The 21,414-nt window shown below is 42.3% G+C and carries 20 protein-coding genes; 13 read left to right on the top strand and 7 right to left on the bottom strand.

The window, feature by feature from the left end:
* Positions 1-10: 10 nt before the first annotated feature.
* From pstB to DFP98_RS17210, 4 genes are all read left to right on the top strand, one after another.
* On the top strand, positions 11-769 hold the full coding sequence (gene pstB / locus DFP98_RS17225) for a phosphate ABC transporter ATP-binding protein PstB (protein ID WP_116061849.1): 759 nt from the start codon (positions 11-13) through the stop codon (positions 767-769).
* 20 nt (positions 770-789) lie between these two features.
* Positions 790-1,449 carry a phosphate signaling complex protein PhoU gene (gene phoU / locus DFP98_RS17220; protein ID WP_116061848.1) on the top strand — a complete coding sequence of 220 codons (660 nt, stop codon included), beginning with the start codon at positions 790-792 and terminating at the stop codon, positions 1,447-1,449.
* A 16-nt stretch (positions 1,450-1,465) separates the two neighbouring features.
* A complete protein-coding gene (locus DFP98_RS17215; protein WP_116061847.1) occupies positions 1,466-2,149 on the top strand; it encodes a helix-turn-helix domain-containing protein in 684 nt (227 codons plus the stop codon).
* Positions 2,150-2,243: 94 nt separating this feature from the next.
* On the top strand, positions 2,244-2,549 hold the full coding sequence (locus DFP98_RS17210; protein WP_116061846.1) for an ArsR/SmtB family transcription factor: 306 nt from the start codon (positions 2,244-2,246) through the stop codon (positions 2,547-2,549).
* Positions 2,550-2,602: 53 nt separating this feature from the next.
* On the opposite strand, the gene DFP98_RS17205 is transcribed toward DFP98_RS17210, so the two are convergent.
* Positions 2,603-3,043, bottom strand: a complete 441-nt coding sequence (locus DFP98_RS17205) for an arsenate reductase ArsC (protein ID WP_116061845.1) — start codon at positions 3,041-3,043, stop codon at positions 2,603-2,605.
* Positions 3,044-3,175: 132 nt separating this feature from the next.
* Here DFP98_RS17205 and DFP98_RS17200 point away from each other — a divergent pair, with 132 nt between their 5' ends.
* The 6 genes from DFP98_RS17200 (at position 3,176) to gshAB (ending at position 9,421) form a co-directional block, all read left to right on the top strand.
* Positions 3,176-3,613: a MarR family winged helix-turn-helix transcriptional regulator gene (locus DFP98_RS17200; protein ID WP_116061844.1), complete on the top strand. Its 438-nt coding sequence runs from the start codon at positions 3,176-3,178 to the stop codon at positions 3,611-3,613.
* 90 nt (positions 3,614-3,703) lie between these two features.
* Positions 3,704-4,759 carry a flavin-containing monooxygenase gene (locus DFP98_RS17195; RefSeq protein WP_116061843.1) on the top strand — a complete coding sequence of 352 codons (1,056 nt, stop codon included), beginning with the start codon at positions 3,704-3,706 and terminating at the stop codon, positions 4,757-4,759.
* A 393-nt stretch (positions 4,760-5,152) separates the two neighbouring features.
* The gene (locus DFP98_RS17190; protein WP_116061842.1) at positions 5,153-5,476 is read left to right on the top strand and encodes an ArsR/SmtB family transcription factor; all 324 of its coding nucleotides are present in this window, start codon (positions 5,153-5,155) and stop codon (positions 5,474-5,476) included.
* A gap of 79 nt (positions 5,477-5,555) precedes the next feature.
* Positions 5,556-5,729: a hypothetical protein gene (locus DFP98_RS17185; RefSeq protein WP_181917758.1), complete on the top strand. Its 174-nt coding sequence runs from the start codon at positions 5,556-5,558 to the stop codon at positions 5,727-5,729.
* Between the two features lie 12 nt (positions 5,730-5,741).
* Positions 5,742-7,085, top strand: a complete 1,344-nt coding sequence (locus tag DFP98_RS17180) for an MATE family efflux transporter (RefSeq protein WP_116061840.1) — start codon at positions 5,742-5,744, stop codon at positions 7,083-7,085.
* On the top strand, positions 7,082-9,421 hold the full coding sequence (gene gshAB, locus DFP98_RS17175; protein WP_246016576.1) for a bifunctional glutamate--cysteine ligase GshA/glutathione synthetase GshB: 2,340 nt from the start codon (positions 7,082-7,084) through the stop codon (positions 9,419-9,421). The genes DFP98_RS17180 and gshAB overlap by 4 nt, the downstream gene beginning before the upstream one ends.
* Positions 9,422-10,095: 674 nt before the next feature.
* On the opposite strand, the gene DFP98_RS17170 is transcribed toward gshAB, so the two are convergent.
* Positions 10,096-10,548 carry an S-layer homology domain-containing protein gene (locus DFP98_RS17170; RefSeq protein WP_181917748.1) on the bottom strand — a complete coding sequence of 151 codons (453 nt, stop codon included), beginning with the start codon at positions 10,546-10,548 and terminating at the stop codon, positions 10,096-10,098.
* Entirely contained in the window at positions 10,541-10,972 is a 432-nt protein-coding gene (locus DFP98_RS17165; protein ID WP_116061838.1) for a hypothetical protein, read from the bottom strand. The genes DFP98_RS17170 and DFP98_RS17165 overlap by 8 nt, the downstream gene beginning before the upstream one ends.
* A gap of 1,097 nt (positions 10,973-12,069) precedes the next feature.
* Here DFP98_RS17165 and DFP98_RS17155 point away from each other — a divergent pair.
* Positions 12,070-12,492, top strand: a complete 423-nt coding sequence (locus tag DFP98_RS17155; protein ID WP_116061836.1) for a hypothetical protein — start codon at positions 12,070-12,072, stop codon at positions 12,490-12,492.
* Positions 12,493-12,573: 81 nt separating this feature from the next.
* Here DFP98_RS17155 and DFP98_RS17150 read toward each other — a convergent pair whose 3' ends face one another.
* Complete coding sequence (locus DFP98_RS17150; RefSeq protein WP_116061835.1) at positions 12,574-13,443, bottom strand: hypothetical protein; 870 nt, start codon at positions 13,441-13,443, stop codon at positions 12,574-12,576.
* 1,590 nt (positions 13,444-15,033) lie between these two features.
* Here DFP98_RS17150 and DFP98_RS17145 point away from each other — a divergent pair.
* Both DFP98_RS17145 and DFP98_RS17140 read left to right on the top strand, forming a co-directional pair.
* Positions 15,034-15,300 carry a hypothetical protein gene (locus DFP98_RS17145; RefSeq protein ID WP_116061834.1) on the top strand — a complete coding sequence of 89 codons (267 nt, stop codon included), beginning with the start codon at positions 15,034-15,036 and terminating at the stop codon, positions 15,298-15,300.
* A 315-nt stretch (positions 15,301-15,615) separates the two neighbouring features.
* Positions 15,616-16,665: an IS630 family transposase gene (locus tag DFP98_RS17140; RefSeq protein ID WP_116061833.1), complete on the top strand. Its 1,050-nt coding sequence runs from the start codon at positions 15,616-15,618 to the stop codon at positions 16,663-16,665.
* 426 nt (positions 16,666-17,091) lie between these two features.
* Here DFP98_RS17140 and DFP98_RS17135 read toward each other — a convergent pair whose 3' ends face one another.
* From DFP98_RS17135 to DFP98_RS17120, 3 genes are all read right to left on the bottom strand, one after another.
* The gene (locus DFP98_RS17135) at positions 17,092-18,132 is read right to left on the bottom strand and encodes a toll/interleukin-1 receptor domain-containing protein (protein ID WP_181917745.1); all 1,041 of its coding nucleotides are present in this window, start codon (positions 18,130-18,132) and stop codon (positions 17,092-17,094) included.
* Between the two features lie 975 nt (positions 18,133-19,107).
* Positions 19,108-19,638 carry a hypothetical protein gene (locus DFP98_RS17125; RefSeq protein ID WP_116061830.1) on the bottom strand — a complete coding sequence of 177 codons (531 nt, stop codon included), beginning with the start codon at positions 19,636-19,638 and terminating at the stop codon, positions 19,108-19,110.
* Entirely contained in the window at positions 19,635-21,362 is a 1,728-nt protein-coding gene (locus tag DFP98_RS17120) for a M23 family metallopeptidase (protein ID WP_116061829.1), read from the bottom strand. Before DFP98_RS17120 ends, DFP98_RS17125 begins: the two co-directional genes overlap by 4 nt.
* Between the last annotated feature and the right edge of the window lie 52 nt (positions 21,363-21,414).

The following is a 21,414-nucleotide window of genomic DNA, read 5'->3' as shown; positions in this document are numbered from 1 at the left end:
TGGCAATGTTATGGCAAAGGGAATGAAAACAAATGGTCTCAAAGCCTGGTACGGGAATCATCAAATTCTCAAGGGTATCGATATGCAAATCGATAAGAATGCCATTACGGCAATCATTGGTCCGTCTGGGTGCGGAAAATCAACATATGTCCGGTGTTTGAATCGAATGCACGAAGTCATTGATGAAACAAGAGTTGAGGGGCAAGTATGGTTCGATGATCAAAATATCTATGCTGAAAACATTGACCCCGTAGAACTGCGGAGCCGAATCGGGATGGTATTTCAGAAACCCAACCCTTTTCCGACCATGTCCATATTTGATAACGTTGCATCCGGCTTAAAATTGAACGGGGTTCGGAATAAATCGATGTTATCAGAAAAAGTGGAGAAGAGCTTGCAAATGGCAGCTCTTTGGGATGAAGTCAAAGATCGTCTGAACCATTCAGGCATGAGTCTTTCCGGGGGCCAACAGCAACGTCTATGTATAGCTCGAGCTTTAGCGATCGAACCGGAAATATTATTAATGGATGAACCAGCTTCAGCGCTAGATCCGATATCCACTGGACATATCGAGAGCCTGGTTATGGAATTGAAGTCGCAAGTCACGATTGTGATCGTAACGCATAACCTTCATCAGGCAGCACGGATCGCGGATAATACAGCATTCTTCTTGAATGGTGAGTTGATTGAGTTTAATCGAACGCATGACATCTTCATGTCTCCAGCTGACCAGCGAACTGATGACTATGTATCCGGAAGATTTGGATAATCTTACGAGGAGGAAGAGATATGGACTATCGCACTTCTATGGAGAAAATGCAGTTTGAACTGCGTCGTTTGCTTGATCAAATGGGGGAACACGTACAACAAGCCTTAGAACAATCGGTTCATTCGCTTGAAATTTTTGATCAACATCTTGCCAAGCAAATTGTTGATCAGGATTCTCAAATCAATGAACTTGAGAATGAGGTACTTGAACTAACAGCCATTATCATCGCGACCCAACAGCCAGTATCCAAAGATATGAGAAAGACGCTTATCGCCATACGTATGGCCCATGACTTGGAGCGAATGGCTGATCTTTCGGTTGATATTGCTAAAGTCGTGATCAGACTGGAGCAGCAAGTTGATCCGCTTTTGCTGGTGGGTATTACTGAGATGAAGGATATAACGTTAAAGATGATTAAAGGGAGTATGGAGAGCTACGACAGAGAAGATGCAAATTTAGCTGAAGAAATGGCAGAGTTAGATCATAAAGTCGATCGATTATACGGGGATTTTCTTCGAAGGAACTCTCAAGTCATTCAACTAAGCAAATCTTCTGTCACTCAGGGGCTATCCATTTGTTTCGTCGGTCGCTTTTTAGAACGAATCGCTGACCATGCTACCAATATTGGAGAAAATGTCATTTATTTAACCACTAATCGCAGACTGGATCTCAATCGTTGATGGAGGCTCAATATCCATGGGTGAAGAGATGGATGGTCAATGGGTTGATTTTGTGCCTAAACGCATTCTGCTTAACATGACGGATTGTACACTTGCAAAAGTAATTGAATATGGGCTCAGAAAGTGCGGATATGTGGTAAACCTCTCTTCCATAAGTCCCCAAAAAGATGCATATGATATTATCATTCAGGACGAATGGGAAAGTGCAACCCTAGTGGATTCGACGCTAACCACGATCGTTATTCGCGATCTTACTCAAGATCTCCGGGAATTTCCAACAAAACGGAACTTGATGTCACTAGATAAACCATTTGATTTTGAACACCTTCTACACATGATTCAATCTCATCTACCTAAAAACATTGGATCAGCGCATGCCCTCCAGGTTTCTCAAACCCAGAGGGCGATCCGTTTGCATCATGTAGAAGTATATGATGCAGGTATGGAAATTCAATGTTTTGGGTACAGAGTCGCGCTAACCTGGAGAGAGTATCATGTGTTTCTTGCATTACTGCAGGAGCATGGAAGTCTTGTTGAAGAGACACGATTGATCGAAAAAATATCGGAACGTATTTCGAATCAGAGAACTTCTTTGACACAAAGCATTAACAAATTAAGAAGGAAATTAAATTGCTGTTCGGATCACGTTCAGATCCTTACACAAAAGAAGGAAGGATATCGATTACAAATTAGCATATAATAATAAGGTTCAAAATTAACACTCCGAAAACAATTTGGAAATATGATAATAATAGGATTTAAAGCATGTTTCCGATGTTGAAGGAGGCTTTACTATGAATACAATTCATATGATGGCTGAGGATTTTAAGCTGCTTGCAGATAAGACCAGGTTAACGATTTTAGCGTTGCTAAAAGAAAAAGAGATGTGTGTATGTGACATCATGGATGAATTGGGCGTTTCTCAATCCAGTACAAGTCAGCATTTACGGAAATTAAAATCGGCTGGTATGGTTACAGAAACAAGAAGAGGCCAATGGGTATATTATTCACTTCTGATCGAGGGGAAGCCTTATATACATGAAGCGATTAGATATCTCCCCACGTTGGAGTATAGATCTGGATCTACTGTCGAATGTTAAATTTAGCAATCAGAAAAGCGCCTAGAACATGATGTTCTAGGCGCTTTTCTGATTTAGCTAGTAGTAACAATCGCTGAATATTGATTCAGTAAGGTATGGACCTTTTCCTTAATCTCATCGCGCGCTTTTCGTACATCTTCTAGTGTTGGAGGGGTTGAGCCGAGCGGATCCGGTATATTCCATTGTTCATTACGGATACCGAAGGGTACAATCGGACATCTTTCTTGAACATCTTCACACAGTTTTATAATAACCGTCGCAGCTAGAAACACCTTCATGTCGATCTTTTTTGAAGTATATCCCGACAAATCAATTCCGATCTCATTCATTGCTTCTACGGTTAAAGGATGCAACGGATGAGGGTCAAGTCCAGCGCTTTCCACAATAATATTTGGATTACCAAGGCTTTTTACAAATGCCTCAGCCATTTGACTACGACAACGGTTTTGTCCGCATAAGAAATAAATTCTCAATGGACGATCATTAGTTGCCATATTTCATTCTCCTTTATTGGTTATGTTATCTCAATTATATAATCCATTTATTATATTAGTGTTAACTTATAAAAAAGATATTATTTGCATTTTACAAGTAATGTGTTATAAAGAATATAGAGGTGAGAGTGCATGGAAGACGTAAGAGCGATTCTTCAACAAATGACGAAACGATTTGGCTTACTTAATAAAACTTGCTGTTCTGTTGGAGCGGTAGAGGTCACACTTATTCAAAGTCACATTCTGTATGAAGTGGATCGGCAACATCAACCCTCCATACAGCAGATTGCCGAAACGTTGGGTACCGAGATCACGACGTTTAGCCGGCAAGTCCAAACACTGGTAGATAAGAAGCTGCTGACACGTACGCCATATGCTGAAGATCGACGAATTCAAATTCTTTCGCTAACAACTGAAGGTAAGTTCGTGGCGACAGCAATTGATGAGCAGATGAACATGTATTTGGATCAGGTTTTTTCTCAAATGAATGATTTCGAAAAAGAAACGGTTATTCGCTCATTAAAATTACTCAATGAAAGCATGACCAAGGTAAGCTCATCCTGTTGTTAGATATCAAATATGATTTTTCTTTCCACCCTATGGGGTGATTTCTTTTGCATTATACTTGCATATTGCAAATATTATTGGAGGGCTAACGAAATGAATGAGTCATTTGATACTATCGTCATTGGAGGCGGGCAGGCTGGGCTTGCTTCCGGTTATCACTTACAGAAGAAGGAGCTTCGTTTTCTAATATTAGAAGCCAGCGATGAGGTAGGCGGCTCCTGGCCACGTTATTACGATAGTCTTAAACTGTTTTCTCCAGCACGCTTTTCATCAATGCCGGGCTTGAAGTTCCCCGGTCAGACAAATGATTATCCGAGAAGAGATGAGGTCATTCGGTATTTACGTGATTACCGGACAAAGTTTCAACTACCGGTTAGGGCGAGCCAGCGAGTGACATCGATCGAAAAGGGAGCTGAAGGATTTACCATTCACACCTTGGGAGGGGATACGTTTCGAGCAAAGACCATCATCAATGCAACGGGTTCATTTCACAATCCCTACACACCAGTTATTCCGGGTCATGATACTTTTCGGGGACGTTTCCTGCATTCATCTCAATATCGGAATACAGAACCTTTTCGCAATCAGCGCGTGATTATTGTGGGCCGCGGCAATTCAGCAGTACAAATCGGTGTTGAGTTATCGGAGGTTAGCCAAACAACCTTAGCAGTGCTCCAACCTATTCAATTCGTGAATCAAAAGCTTTGGGGGCAGGATTTGCACTTTTGGATAAAATTAATTGGCTTTGATACCTTCCCATTTTGGCGATTCGGGAAGACTGCACCCAGTTCAAGCGCTGTGAACGATCCAGGTCCATACCAAACGCGAATAGCGGAAGGGAAACCGAATCAGCAGTCAATGTTTACTTCATTTTATGAAGAGGGTGTCATTTGGCCGGATGGAACAAAGGAGGCGGTAGATACAATCATCTTTGCTACAGGCTATCGGCCGAATCTTCCTTACCTACAAGGCATTAACGCACTAGATGCAGACGGTAGACCGTTGCATCAGGCTGGCATTAGCCATGTTCCAGGGCTTTATTATGTCGGGTTGGAGGGGCAGCGTTCATTTGCCTCGGCTACCTTAAGGGGAGTAGGGCCAGACGCGAAGTTTATTGTCAAACGGCTATTTTCTTATCTGAAAAATTAATATCCTCAGCATGATCCTTTACAGCCGGTCCATCGCCTCATAACCGCTCCTTCATGGGGGGGAGTAAAGTTGATCCGGGTCATACGAATGAATAACTTTACCGGTAGGCACCTTGTTTATAAATCAAAATTAATTGATTTAACATTGCACATAAAAACCAGTTATGTTAAGATTCATACATCAATTAATTTTGATTTATGGGGAGTATCCGGATGTTCAATGTTTATGCGCTCGAGTACCTGATGTCTCAACACCAGCAAACGGTTGAAAAAGAAGCACGACATGCTTGGAAGTGGATTAATCAGTCCGAGGCAGAAACTGTGTACGAAGTTAAGGATATTCAACCGAGCGCCATGTGCTGCCAACCTGTTTGTTGCTGAGGAGGCACGAGCAATGATTAGACAACTTCCTGTTATTGAAAAGAAGAATGATTCGATTGACTTCACTCCATATGAGAGTAAGTTCAAAGCGTTGGCTGACCAGAAACGTTTGCAAATCATGTACGAACTTACGCAAAGGGGAAACACATGCGTATGTGACCTTGTCGATATCTTGGATATGCCTCAGTCGAAATTGTCTTACCACCTCAAGATCTTATTGGATGCCGGCCTGATCCTTCGCGAGACAAGAGGGACATGGAGTTACTATGAGCTCAATCATTCTGAAGTGAATCAAATCTTGTCCCCAGAGCTCTGTTGCATCTTTCGAATGAGATGACCCTTGAGTCATGTTATTCGTTTGTCTGATATATCAAAAATAATTGATTAACGAAGGGGTTACAAATGAGCGAGTGCTGATGGCTATCGGTTATGAGCAAATCACATCCGTTGTTGCTGCACTTACTGATGATTGGCAGGCTGCTACAAAAGTAGAGCTGGATTTACCTAAAACAGGTGTTTGCATCTCTGGGAACCTGTCATATTTAAAGAACATTTGTCCACCTCTGAAAGCGTTTAGACAACTGACTTAGGGAAGTGACAAATTGAAGGGAACGCATGACTTGAGGGAGGGCCCTATTACATCAACCCTCATGAGATTGACCTTGCCAGTAATCGCCACAAATTTTATCTCGACAACTTACGGCCTTGTAGATATGTTTTGGATCGGGAAATTGGGAAGTAATCCAGTTGCAGCGATCGGCACCGCGATCTTTTTTGTGAATTTAGCAATAGCATTGTTTACGATGGTCTCCATCGGAACAGGAATAAAAGTCGCACATAGTATAGGGGCTAAGAAGGAAGGCCAAGCAAGAGTTTATACACAAAATGGAATACTCATGTCGTTAGTCATGGGTACTTTATTTATCATAATCATTCTGGCAACACATCAGTATCTGATCAATTTTTTCGAATTGGGGAGCATTGAAATTGAGCAGATGGCAAGCCGATATCTTATCATTTCGATCATCGGAACTTTCTTTTCACTACTGAATTCATTGTTCAGTATCGTTCTTACCTCAATGGGGAACAGCAGAAAACCGTTTCAAGTACAAACCGTAGGATTCCTCGTTAACTTATTTCTTGATCCCCTATTCATATTTGGAGTAGGGCATTTCAACGGATTTGGTGTATCTGGAGCAGCGCTGGCTTCGTTGATAGCGAATGTAATCGTTACGTGTTTGTTTTTAGTGAATACGAGGAACTCGCCGTTGTATTCTAAGCCGTTTACATTCAAATATGAAAACATGAAAGAAGTTCTTCGGATGGGGATACCAATAACGATACAACGTGTGTCCTTTACCGTCATTTCCATCATCATTGCAAAAATATTAGTCCAATGGGGACCAAGTGCGATTGCGGTTCAACGAGTCGGCATACAAATTGAGTCTATATCTTACATGACCATTGGTGGGCTTCAAGGTGCTGTTGCAGCATTTATTGGACAAAATTTCGGTGCCCACAATCAAGATAGAATAAAAAAAGGATATATGAAAGGCTTGTTTATCACTTCGATATTTGGCATGTTGGTTACTATCCTTTTCATGTTGTTTCCCCGTCCCATATTTGCATTGTTCCTGGCAGATGAAGAAAGTTTGAATCTGGGTGTCGACTATTTGAGAATCATCGGTGCTTCACAATTGTTTATGTGCGTGGAATTGATGACTGTCGGGGCGTTCAATGGGATTGGAAAGACTTATATTCCGCCCATTTTTAGTATCATTTTGACTACGCTACGAATACCTATGGCGATTGTGCTTTCAAATTATTATGGATTGAACGGCGTTTGGATATCTACTGCATTAAGCAGTGTACTTAAAGGAGTCATACTTGTCATTTGGTTTATTCGGACACTCGATAAAATGAATCAGAGGAAAGCGGGTACATGATGATGAGAGTATTAAATCGGAATTTGTTACAATGTATGGTAGATAATCATTTGCATCACGATATCTTTGGCGGAAATTTCGGTTTAGAAAAAGAAAATAACCGAGTTGACCTTAATGGGAAGCTTGCCCTGACCCCTCATCCCAAAGCATTCGGAAGTAAAATGGAGAACCCGTATATCAAGACAGATTTCTCGGAAAGTCAAACAGAACTAATTACACCCGTATTTGAATCAATCGAGGAGACCTATCATTTTATGGAGACGCTCCACGATATCGTGTCACTTGAACTAAATGATGAGTATTTGTGGCCCAGCAGCAATCCACCCGGCTTGCCGAATGAAGATGAGATCCCAATCGCATCCATGGACGACCCATCTGAAAGCCAATATCGAACGAAGTTAGCCGAAAAATATGGCCGAAAGAGACAACTCATCAGCGGAATCCATTTTAATTTCTCTTTTCAAGAGGATTTTCTTAAAAAGTTGTATGGCATCCTTCAAGTGGATAAAAGCTACAGAGTTTTTAAAGACAGTGTTTATCTAAAAGTGGCCCGTAATGTGATGAAGTACCGTTGGCTTTTAATTTATCTAACCGGTGCAAGCCCAGTATTTGATAAATCTTATATCGAAAGTTGCGTACAACTTAGTGAACACTTCGATGAAGAGAGCCACTTCTTTCCGAACATGATTTCTCTTCGCAATAGTGTATGCGGTTATCGTAACGAGAAACTTTTGCATGTTTCTTTGGAATCTGTAGAGGATTACATTCGAGACTTACAAAAGCATGTTTCATCTAATGAGTTACTTAGTGTGAGAGAGTATTACAGTCCGGTCAGAATAAAACCCACTAGTGGAAACAATTTAGTAGAAGAATTATTACATCACGGTATCGCCTATCTGGAACTGCGAATGATAGATTTAAATCCTCTTTATAAAATTGGGATCAGTAAAGAAACCTTGCATTTCGTTCATTTGTTTCTCATCTTTATGCTGCTTATCGAAGATCAGCCATACGGGGAAGAAGAGCATAAAATAGCCGCTCTTAATCATGACAGCCTAATTATGAATGGCATAGAGGGAAGATTATACGGAGAAGAAGACCAGTGTGTGAATTTGCAAAATAAAGCGCTGGATTTTATTGGCGAAATGGAAGTTATGCTAAATGCCATAGTGACAAACGACGAATCATATATACAGTTGCTTGAAAAGAAACGTAGTATCGTTCAACAACCGCAACTCAATTATGCGGCTATTGTTAAATCTGAGGTTCAACAGTCGACCTATTTGTCTTACCATCTAGGGAAGGCTAAGCAATATAAGGAGGAAAGTAGAGCTAACGGTTATCAGTTTAAAGGCTATGAAGACTTGGAATTATCTACACAGCTGTTACTAAAGACGGCGGTTAAGAGAGGGATTAAGTTTGGAATTTTAGATCGTCAAGATAACTTCATTTTACTTCAAAAGGGTGAACATAAGGAGTACGTCAAGCAAGCCACGAAAACATCTCTAGATTCGTATAGCACCGTATTAATTATGGAAAATAAGATTGTCACAAAAAAAGTCCTCGAGCGCAGCGGTATTCGCGTTCCAGATGGCCGGGCCTATCATGACTTGGAAATTGCCCTCACTGATTATCCGGTTCATCGGCATAAGCCGATCGTCATCAAACCGAAATCGACGAATTTTGGACTTGGCATTACGATATTTGCCGGTGACTTTTCACTGGAGGATTATCATAAGGCATTTGAAATGGCCTTCGAACATGACCAAACTGTCCTGCTTGAAGAGTTCGTCACAGGAAAGGAATATCGGTTTCTCGTCATGGGAGACGAGGTTGTCGGTATTCTGCATCGTGTTCCGGCGAATGTAGTGGGAGATGGGAATCGGACGATCGAACAGCTTGTTTTTGATAAAAACAAAGATCCGCTAAGAGGCAAAGGTTATAAAACGCCGCTTGAACGTATTGAGCTAGGTGATGTGGAAAGGATGTTTTTGAAGAATCAGTCTAAAACAATCAATGATGTTCCAAAGGCTGGCGAGATTGTTTATTTGCGCGAGAACTCTAATATCAGCACAGGCGGAGATAGCATTGACTTTACAGATGAAATTCGGGAAAGTTATAAACAAATTGCCATCCAATCAGCTAAAGCAGCTGGAGCGACTTTCTGTGGTGTCGATATGATGATTGATCGTATATCTGAAGAAGCATCCGCTAAGAATTACTGCATTATTGAAATCAATTTTAATCCAGCTATCCATATTCATTGTTATCCATATCAGGGTATAAACCGAAAAGCCGACGAAAAAATTCTTGATTTATTGTTTCATGAGAAATAAGCCGAAGCGAAAAGGGATGGCCTCACGAAACTATCACAAGTACGAGGAATGAACAGTAATCGGGATTGTCGATAAGGGTGATCCGTATACTCGGACGTTCTACGTGGACGGTGAGAACTTTAATATTCGACGATATTATCGGGGCTGATTATGAATGAGTTTATATCCCATAGGAAAAAAAGCCATGGCAATCTGCCATGGCTTTTTCATAAGAACAGCGAACAATCCGAAAGTTATTTTTGGAAAACGAAATAGAATGAGCTATAGGTTGTCACTGTATATATAAGATCAGTCATTACAAGGCCATAACCTGTTTTGGTGACATATGTATAAAATTCGGATTTTGTGCATTAGTTCACAAGTGTCGAGTCTTTACTTAAGCTCCAGTTTGCAGGTTTAGCATCCAATTATATTAGATAATCGGTAATACGGTTATAACCAACAAAGTTCAACAAAGCCAGCCGGTTATGGGCCGGCTGGCTCTAAGGAACGCGATTAATTATTTGGGACCCTATAATGTTGACTAAACTATCGTTAAGTCGTTTACCCAGAAATCAACTTGGCCGTTTCCAGCATGCGTTGTACGATGACCGCTGTCTCCGCTCTTGTGATGCTTATTGTCGGATTCAATCGATTCGCAGCACCCTTCGCCAGACCGCTCCTTACCACAACGGCTACCGCTTACTTCCCCCACGTTGTATGACCGAATGATCGGTGTACATCGCAAGCACGGCATCTGCATCCTTCTCATCGATGCGGGTATCGAGTTGTACCAACTTCATCGCCCGCGCGATCATGACCATTGCTTCTTGACGGGTAATCGTCTTGTTCGGACCGAACGTCCCATCCTCGTATCCGTCCACGATTCCGTATTCCTTCGCTGTTGCCACTGCGCCAACATACCAGTCGCTGGACTTTACATCGCTGTATGGAGAGGTTCCCCCCTTATCCGCAAGTCCTAGCGCACGAACGATAATCGCAGTGAATTCAGCGCGAGTAACCGCCGCATCCGGATGGAAGTTGCTTTCATCTACGCCATTCAAGATGTATCGCGATGCCATATCGTTCACGGCTTCCTCCGACCAATGATCCTCCACGTCCGTAAAATGCTTCTGATGCCTAATCAAGGCAAACGTGCTGTTCGATAAGCTCTTTACAACGGCATACGAGCTCTGCATCGTAGGCATAGGCCAATCGTCGCAGATGGTCATGCAAGAATACATACGAGCGATCCTGAGCGTTACCCGGCTGCGTCGTCTGATCTTCGCATCCAACGATTCCTTCCGCCTCCGCGACGCGAAGCCTGACCCTTGCCTCCTCGGGTAGACACCCGCTTGCTTCGGCAAGCAGCAACAACTCGAAGGAGGAGCCGATCACCGCCCCCATCTCTAACAGGGCCTTCGAATCCTCCGGAAGCTTGGCGTAATTCTCGTTCATCCGCTGAAGATCGGCCTCTGCATCATGCGCGCTCCGCACGACGTCTTCATCCCACGTCCATTGCCGATTCCGGTCATCGAAAGCCAGCTTCTTCTCCAGAATCCAATCTTCCAACAGACGGCATCTCTCGGAGAACCTCCCGTGCGGTTGTACGCTGCCCTAGCCAACAGGCGGGTACGGAGGGAGCAATCGTGCAGCGTATCCGCAATATAACGCCAGACTTCCTCGAAGCCAAGCGGTAGAAGCGTTATCGCTCCTCCGGATAGTCGTTCATCCGATCCACAAGCCAAGAAGCTGCCGAAGCGTTAGCATCCCGGCGCCCAAGTTCAACGCCGCAAGCGCCTATAACCAGGAGTCCGGGTACGGCCTCTCCCCATGCGCTAGCTCGCCCAATACTTCAAGCGTGCCTGCATCGGCATGCTCCAAGTGATCGATGAAGAGTACAAGCGCAGGGAGGCATTCCGTCAGGCAACGAAGAAGTCGAGGGAGTATCAAACCAAAGCGTCTGTTAATATCCCCCCTCATTATCGACGACAGCTATTGTCCCAAACATCCCGAACAGCGGCTTGGCTTCGGGCAGTAGAGCTGTGATTGTCCGCTGTTCTTCCAGACCCGTTTGGGCGAATGTCAACGGATATAAGCGCAAACGCTGTGAATGCCCGAATCGGAGCACGTGCGCTTCCGGATGCAACGATCGGGGTGCAGCGAACGAAGGCGAACCAGAACAAGTATTTCATCGGCTACCGTAAGCATTCCATTGTCTGTCCCAGCCCGAAAGGTCCGATTGTCTGTTCTCGATCATTCTGCCCTGTTGTTCGCCGCCTAATTATTTGGCGAAACAATCATGATTCTCCGCCAAATAATTAGGCGGCGAACAGTCTAAACAACTCGATCATTTCGTCTTCCGAAAGCTTGTCGAGTTCCGCATCCACATCGAGCGTGATGACTCCGTCGATCAAGGCAATGCCTATAATGGTTATCCAGTTCGATTTGTTTGAGCGAAGCGTTGGACCATTGTTCAATCTGTAATTTAATATTAAGAGCGACACTACTGGGATTAATTCGCTGAACACGATTTGAATTGAGCCACAATTACTTATTATTTGCTCCTGTTATTTTAGGTCTAAACAATAAAATCTGAAGAAAAGGAATTCTTCCTGAATGATGTCTAAGCTGTATGGGCAAAATTGAGACATAAAGGAGGGATTGAGTTGAAAAGAATAACGTTAAAATCCATGGTGTTGTCAATTCTGTTGGTGATGGGTGCATTTGTTGCTACTGGCGCGGGTATTCCTTATTATGAATACCCAGACAATAGTGGCAAATCGTTTGCACCTGCTGTAGATCTCAATATTCGTGACAAGAATATTGGCTTCACTGAATTCGAAAAATCTAAGTACAACATGAGAAAAAAAATCCCATTTAAAGATGTGAAATCTACAGCTAATCAGATTAAGGATTTTCAAATCAAAGCTGCCACTTACTCGCCACACATACATCCCGATAGACAAGTTTATTTTCTGGCGACTGTAAAAGAAACTCAAGATGACTTGCGGCTCCACTATGTTGTTATGGATGCTGAAACCCATAAGGTATTCATTGAACGAGAAAGTTACAGACAAAAAAAGAAATAAAAAATAGCCCTTTCGCTTCTCAAAGAGCGAAAGGGCTATTTAAAATGCACAACTTGCACTTTAATTTCCTGTTACCTGTTATTACTCTGTGATAGTAGTTAAGTTGGTAAAGAGCACATCTGACGAAAAAACATCACCATTCTGAATCATGAATGGATTTCGGACGAAACCAATTATTAAGTTGCTTGGTATCAATGTACTCGGATTAATTGGCACAATGATGTCTCCACTTCCAGCATATTTAATAAAGGATTCACTAATCTGGATTTGTTCCTTTTGTTGAATAGCGATTATCGCTGCACTAGTCTCTTTCCCATCGGTGTTATAATGCAAATTTAACGTCGAGAGTTCATTTCTTGAAATCTTAGAAATCAAATCAGAGAATTTATCATCTTTATTTATCGTGATATATGGTGTACTAGAGCGATCCTTTTTATCCATATTTTTGACATCAACAATGGTATATTTTATGTCAGGAACAGAGTCGGTTGAAACCAAAAGAGAAACTCTCCTTGAAAAATAAACAAACTCTGGACTCACATATTGTTTTTCTTCTAATAAATTATCTGGATCCCTGACTATAATAATGATTACGTCGTGCAGACCCTGTTGAAATTTATTGCTTAAAGAAATAGGAAATGACTTCTCCTCGCCTGAAGCCAAGCTAATATCGATATAGTTATTATTATTTAATGGATAAAGCTTATAATCGATCATGCAATATAGCCTGAAAGTGTATTTATCTGGATAATTATTTTTGATAAATACTGTTGGTGAATACTCGTCATATTCTTCAATTTTATGCACAAGTTGGTTCGAGTCCTTCCCCGATTCATGGTAGAACCCATATTCTACACTGTAACTTACATTTGAACTCATCTGTTTATCACTAATCGAAGAACAAGACGGCAGAATTGCAATAAGTAAAAGGATAAAAATAAATTTTCGCAAATTAAGCCCTCCTGCTTTAACAAAACAAACTGGAATCCACTAGAGGAATTCCAGTTTGGTTGATTTTTTTACCATGTACACGACGTAGATGCAGAAGCCTTAAGTGTACCCCCAGAATACACCTGATGAGAAGAGCTAATTGCATACACGACAGACCCGTCTTTAGGCCCCATGTACTGTGAGGCTAGTGCAACAGTGCCGGTTGAGGAATCACTTACAGCTGGCAGTGGTGTTCCATTTACCGATGTATTAACAGTAACCTTCAGCGTAAAAGTTCCAGAATGTGTAAGCGCTGTGGTTCCAACCCCCGTGATGGGGACACCAGGGGATGAAGGGGCATCGTTAATTTGGGACAATCCTCTTGCATCGTTGGAAGAGCCTGGGACACTAAAGATCTCCTGATCACTAGAAAGGACACTTGCGAATGCACTGGACGTACCCGCACAAATAGAAATAGCCAACATTGCAATCATGATTCTCTTAAGCATTAAATCTCACTCTCCTCAATTAATAGATTTACTTTCATATATAATTATCAACACATTATTCCTTTTTTAGGTATGGTTAGTAATAACTATTAATGCCATGAGAATATTCCCAATCTTTGTCGAAAAAAGAATTTATTTGTATTAAATCGTGGGATTTTGTAGTCAAACCATACGGTTTTTCTTCAATTCTCACATGCTTTCTCCACTACGCGTCAGACATTGGGCCTTATCGGAACCGACCTTTGTCCGATAGCTTCATAGCAGCAGCGCTAGCAGTTAGTAAAAAGGCCAGCTCATGCGCTCACATGCAACTGATTATCCTCTCCCCTACGTCATTGAATAAGTGCAATCGCTTCATGAGGCGGGCTGAATGGTGTTCTGAAAGCCAGAATTGTAGGTCCCGATTCTCTACCTGGCAACAGTGGGATTTCCGTCGCCGACGTATCTATCACAAAGCCGAGTTCAACCCGGCTACCCCTAACGCTTGACTACTCAATATCGTATACCATCGCGGCGCGCAAAACGCGAAGACAGCGAACCCCGAAGAACCAAACGAGTTGCATTTGAAGGTTCTATTCGACGTAACCGGCGCTCCGGTCGAAAAACCGATTTCCATTCGGCGAATCAAGTGAGCTGGCAGTTGATCATGCCGGTCGCCGACGTCGCGAACCGACACGAGCTTCAATCGGAGAACCAGAGCACCTATGTAACTCCCTTCTTTTACGGCGGCGCAAACATTCGATGCCCGTTCATCTCCAGACTGCAGCGCAGCCGCGAGATCTTGGATAGGCGATAGTCACTGAGTTTTTGCTGAGGTGGAACCGAACTCGACATCCAGGGAAGACCGGCCGTGGTTCGGAAAGTAGGTGGGCGGATCCTTAGAAAATCCAAGGTAAACTGCGCTCGCTTTCCTGCAGGATCCCGACGTCGGCTTGTTCACATAGGAAGGTCGAGTAATCCGAGTATATGTAGGCTTAATCTCGTGCTATAATAATCAAACGAGGTATAGAGTTTAAGGAGCAGTTTTAACCCAACACAACAGTTTTATGATTGTCATTAATAAAGGTAAGTGAGTTTATGATTTTGAGTGGGGGTTGAGATTATGAACGAGGAATTAATTAAAGCAATTAGTTTGCTTCTAGATGAAAAACTTGATCTGATCAGGACAGATCTTGATATTGTGGCTAAGAGTATTCACCGTGTAGAAGAAAAGATTGACCTGTTGGCAGAAGGGATACCTGCAGACGTACTTTCTCTTCTTCAAATGATGGATAAGAAACTCGACTCTATTAAGAATGATGTTGAGTTTACATACCAGAAAGCCTCAATGAATGAGCTGGAGATTAACCGTCTGAAGCATCAGCAATAGACAACTTCGATTGTTTACTTGCTCGACTTAATGAACTTCGACATCCTTTGAAAATAAAGATTTAGACTGATTAACTTGGAAATAAAAAAACCACGTAAACTTTTTTTCGGATTCTGCAGTTCCGGAGAAGTTTGCGTGGTTTTTCCCATATGGTAAGTTCATATGGGAATGCTTGGGACAATTGAAACGCAGTTAAATATCGATTAATTGTCTATTTTTACAATTATATAAACCGCAACTAATGAGCTACCCGTGTCAAACTCGTGGCCAACCTGGGTAATAAATAGTATTCTTCAACCCAAGGTGGCGATGAACATGAACAGCACCAAACGTACGCAAGCGAAGATAGAACGGTTAAACAAAGCCATGAGAGAAACACCGGATAAACGCCTCTATGAAAGATACCTAGCCGTCCGGCTTCATCTGGAGGGACTCTCGGTTTCGGAAATTGGACAGTTGCTTGACCGGGCTCGTCAAACCATCAGTATTTACTGGCGGGATTATCAGAAACACGGCCTTGCTGGACTTGAAATGGATTATTCTCCCGGCCAACCGCCCAAACTCAACGATCAGCAACGTCATCAGTTAGCCGCTTTGCTGGAACAAAAGCAACCGGTTGATGTCGGCTTTGAAGCGCATTATACCTGGACGCTTCCACTTGTGTCAGAGTGGATCAAGCGTGAGTTTGATGTTGTGATGAGCGTTAGAGGCATTAGCGCGATGCTGAGACGTATGAATTTCAGCTTCACTAAAGCAACCTATACCCTTGCGAAAGCAGATCCGGATGCGCAGGCCGTGTTCCGTAAGCATACGTTTGCCAGGCTTAAGAAACAGGTGGAATCCGAAGAAATTCAACATCTCCTATTTGAAGATGAATCCATGATTCGCTCTTATCAAGCCTTACAATACAATTGGTTTCCACGAGGGCGTCAGCGCAAAGTGCCGACCTACGGCAAACACGAAGGCGCCAAGCTATTTGGTGCGATCAACTACGAAACGGGTCAAGTTCATCATCGTGAAGAAGAAAAGGCCGATGTAGCCGCTTTTATTCGCTTTTTACAAGACATTCTTGCGGCCTATCCGAGTGGCAAAATCGCCATAATTCTGGATAACAGCCGCATTCATCATGCGACTGGTCTACAGCCTTTTCTGGAAGAGAATCCACGTCTACAGTTGGTCTTTCTTCCGCCGTATAGTCCGAATCTAAATCCTGTCGAAGGATTATGGTTATGGCTTAAAGCGGACGTCGTTAATAACGTCTTTTTCGAGAAGTTCTATAAGATTAAGCTTCACGTGAGCCAATTCATGAAACGAGTCAACAAGCATCCGCTAGAAACCATCGATCGTTTGCTTGTCAGGTTATGATCTTAATTGCGGTCTATATAGCCAATATTTTTCTTTACCATTATGAGCACGCTCAGAAAACTCACGAAATGAAAGTGTATATGTGTTTGGTTTATCCGTATTCAATTTATTTGAAACAGGAGCCATCCCAACGACAGAACTTTTGAAACATCCGCGACAGGAATTTGGTAACATCTACACCTAAACTCAATTATAGCAAGCAAAGGCATGTTACCAACTTTCTGTCGCTACAAATCGGTGTATCGATTTTAAGTTTATGAATCTGGTCGATCTTATAACCGGAAATATACCGGCATCATCGAGCTGAAGGGCATCTCGTCTCGATCCACTGCTGGCACTGAAAACAAAGATAGCCAGTCTGCAGCCGGACGATCGGTCATTGCGACCACCGAGGTGCGCTCTAGTCCTCCGAAATTTAGCAATTTATTAATTGGTCTTATAAATGGAAATTTTGAAAATTGCTTCCCAAAAGTTGCTATATCTTAAACCGAAACGACAATCAGGATATTCTTCGTGGAAACGTTCCTCTAGGTGAGGATAATTTCCACAAACTGCCTTCAATTTATCGAGCGCTGCATCTGCTTTTTTTATTTTCGGATGTCCATAATCAGGTTTCCAACCGCTATCGTAGATGACCATTCCCTCACTTTCCATATCTGTTAGTTTCGAGAAATCATCAGATTCCGGAAAAAAGCCTTCGTGATTCGACTTATAATTTTGGTACAAAACGCTTACCGCATAACGTGGCAAACTGTTAAGAATCGACTTTGCTTCCTCGGCTGCAGCCATGAACTCGTCCCACTCATCCATTCGCTCATAATCCATCTGCTTTACTTCCTTTGCATCTTTCATGAGCCGCAACTTTTTGTTTTCTTCACGCAGCTGATCCATTTCTGACTCGGATGATTCAAACGCTTCCTTGTAACGCGCAACATCAGCCTTTAAATTTTTTACTAGCGCAGGCGTTACAACTTCTCGCTGTTCCATTTCTTTGATAAAGGGTGCCAAATCTCGCTCACTAAACTGTTTTGCTCTGCTTAAGAACCGAGTCACATTCCCCTGACCGATGCCTCGTTTAGTAATGGCGTCATACAAGCGCGTTAACCCTTCCTCAGAATCAAGCGAAACTGTTTGATAAACCGATCGGAATGGTGTCGCATTTAGCGCTTTATAATCAAGTGGCGGAACAATAATTGGAATGAGATCCGCAGATTTCACCCAGGTTGCTCCAAGCTCACATAAGCAGAATGCGCTCTCTAAGTAGTTCGGAGTAATCACGGGCAATACCAGGGACGAATCATGCATACCTTGCTTTATTTCTTCTATCCACTGGCCACCTGCTTGCAATTCTTCATCCGAAGTATTGAAAAAATTACTTCGTGTTAAGCCAAATTGTGTTTGAATTAAATCCATAAGTGGATTAACCAGCCGATTATCTAAACTGGAATGACTAATAAAAATTTTCATCGACGACTTCAACTCCATCACTTAGGTCTTATAAATCTAATTTATATCGCAGTCTTCGTTTTCGCAGATTCATCTATAAGCCTAGACGGCGATAGGCTTTCCGAGATTTCGAAATAACATTAAATGGTCGATGCTCCGTCCGTTCAGGATCGCATTACTGTTGCCCTGAGAAGTCGAGACGGCGCGTGCACCGGTTGTGCTTACGTTCTGTTATTTCATAGCAATCCAAGCTCCAGTCTTTATTTTTCCTATGTAGTCTTCGTTTAATTGTTCTTTCCTCTAATCGTCTCCTCTCTACATGAAATCCCAGTTGAGGGAATCTGTCAATACCCAGCAATCACCGTGGTTATTGCCTTCATGAATATTCTCAAAGGGATCAGATGGAGTGCGGATGGTTTCCAGCGAAGGTGCATCGAGGCGTTGAAGCGAATTTCCGAGATCACCAAGCGTACATGGAGTATCAGGACGACAATCGGAAGCTGTTCAGGCTCTCCCCCCACCATTCTGTTCGAAAGCTCCGGCAAGCGGAATACCTGGCTCGACACCCGTCAGATAAATTTGCATCTGAACCACAGCCGCTTGCTACGGTTAGTCAGCGAGAGCGAGTGGGACTCTGTACGATCAGCACTACGCTGACGCAGGCGATTCGGGAGCGCGATGCCGACGCGGCAGAGCGGACATGCGGGAGCATCTGCGGAGAGGCATCGGGTTGAACTGGAGATTAACCGCTTGAAGCATCAGCAGTAGACAACTTCGGTAGTCTACTTTGTCCGACCTCACATTGCGACATCCTTTGAAAATAATGTTTGACTGTTTTTTATTGGAAAGAAAAAAACCACTTAAACTTTTTCGGATTCTGCAGTTCCGGGAAAGTTTACGTGGTTTCTACCTTATGGTAAGTTCATACGGAAATGCTTACGATATTTCTACAGTAGGCTCAGTTTCTTCAATAAATGCTGATCATTTTAATATCGATTAATTGTCTATTTTTACAATTAGCCAATATTTTTCTTTACCACTATGACCACGCTCAGAAAACTCTCGAAATGAAAGTGTATATGTGTTTGGTTTATCCGTATTCAACTTAGTTGAAACAGTTACTTTTTGATAATAGCCGTCCCACTTACTTTTAGATATTCTTAATGATTTTAACTCGTTAGGATTGAAGAGTTTGAGATAACTAATGAATGCATCTTGCGGACTTAATTCTTTATGGTATGAAATATAGTCCATTAGAACATTTGGTTCAATAAAGCCAGATGCAGTATCGTAATCGCCAATGTTAATGAACTGAAAAAATTGCTCTGCAACAACTTCTGGAGGAAGAGTCTCCTCAAATTCGTCTCCCCATTCTGCAGCAGATCCGTCATCAATCGAAATACTCTCAGGCAGAACATTTGGCACTACAGGTACCTCAGATCCTTCATTTTTTGTGCGACTCATAAAAATAATAAAGCAAATAGCAACGATCCATAAAGAGATCCCTATGATAATTAATTTCTTCATGGTTCCCTCCTTAAGTATCCAGCAGGATTAACTGGTTTTCCGTTCACATATACCTCCAAGTGGAGATGAATACCAGTTACAAGGCCTGTCTGCCCCATAATCCCTAATGCAGCACCCTTTTTAACTTCATCATCTTTTGATACTTGTAATGATCCCGCGACCATATGTGCATATCGCACTACCACTCCATCTCGATGTGTGATCATGACACTGTAGCCATAGCCGTCATTTTTAAACCCGGCCCAGGTTACTGTCCCAGCCTCGACAGCATAAATTGGATAATCCTTACTTCTATCGGACCTTGCTATGTCAATTCCTTTATGCAATTTTCGTATTTTCTTTACGGGATGAATCCTCCAGCCATAAGGGCTTGTGACCACTGCGTTCGTGAGCGTGGGGTATGCCCACTCTTTACTGCCAGGAATGTTTGGAGAATCGGCTATAGTACCACCAGTATAACCCCCACCTCCGGTTCCACCTTCTGATCCTCCGAATCCATCCTCATCGGGAAGCAGATACTGCGGATCATACCCTTCAATTGAGTTTAAACTAGGGTCATTTACTTCAATTGCATCATGTAGATAATCAAAATCGCCAACCGTATATCCGTAAGCAACGAGCGCATCATTAAACTTCGTGAAGTCAACTATTTCTTCATCTTTCTTGATCTTCCAAGTGTTAATTTTTTCAATAGTTGTGGAACTGCTTTCAGATTCTCCGGTAAATTCATTCAAAGTTACTGTACTATTTGAGGAGTCGCTCTTGGTGCTCATCGCATAACTGTAGGTAAATGTTTCAACGTAGGAATCTTCATCTAACCACTCAACATCTTTAATTATCTCAGGGCTTTTTTTCCAAGTTGAGGTTGTCACGCTTCTACTAGACGTACCAGTTTCATCACCAGCATCCTTGGCCTTGAGTGGTCGAGAAGCACTGCGGTACTCAGTATCAATATAGGGTTCGTAGAAATATTCAATCGTAATAGCTTCTGGCGAGTACGTGTGAACTTCGGATAGAAGTTCAAAATGAGTGAAAGTTATTGTAGTATCATCGTAAGATGTACCACCGGATTCTTCAGACCCAGTTGTACGTGATTTGCTCACAGTCTTTCGCTCATCAGTAATCAAATCATATGTATATTTATAGTCCCGATTCCAAGCAATTGCTCTTTCCATAACTTTAATCGTAGTAGATGAAGTCACACTTCCGTTAATTGTAATTGTATTTTTCAATTCTTTGGGGAACAGTTCAGCAGTTAATTTCTCAGCAATTCCCTCCGGATCGATTTGATCAGGCTCACGGTCTTCTTTTAAGATGCGGATATTATCGATTGCCTGTAGAATCCAAATAGGTACACGATACTTTGGAAATTCGCTTGATGTATCAATTACTGACTGTTCATATCTTGCTTTTAATGCTTCTATGTCGACATTGCTATCGTCATCGAACCATCCGAATAGACTACCGATAAAGACAGCTGCCCCAGCAAAAAAGCATACTGCTACAATGGCGATCGTTACAGGTAAACCAATCGTAGCAGCAAACCAAATCACTGCTTTCAAGATAGCTTTGGCAATTAGTTTAAAAAGGACTTTTACTATCTTTTTGATTATTTTTTTTGCAACTTCTTTAATGGCACGCTTGGCAAATGCTTTAGCAACATCCATCCCTTTTTGACCTATTCGTCGAACTGTTGAATCCTGGCCATCTTGGTTCTGATCCAAATCTTTCACTCCTTAAAAGAGCCCTACTTGACTGTAGGGCTCTCCAACTACT

The organism is Cohnella phaseoli, assembly GCF_003386235.1.
GTDB classification, from domain to species: domain Bacteria; phylum Bacillota; class Bacilli; order Paenibacillales; family Paenibacillaceae; genus Cohnella; species Cohnella phaseoli.
Note: the sequence above shows the minus strand (reverse complement) of the source record. Positions and strands in the feature narration are given on the sequence as shown.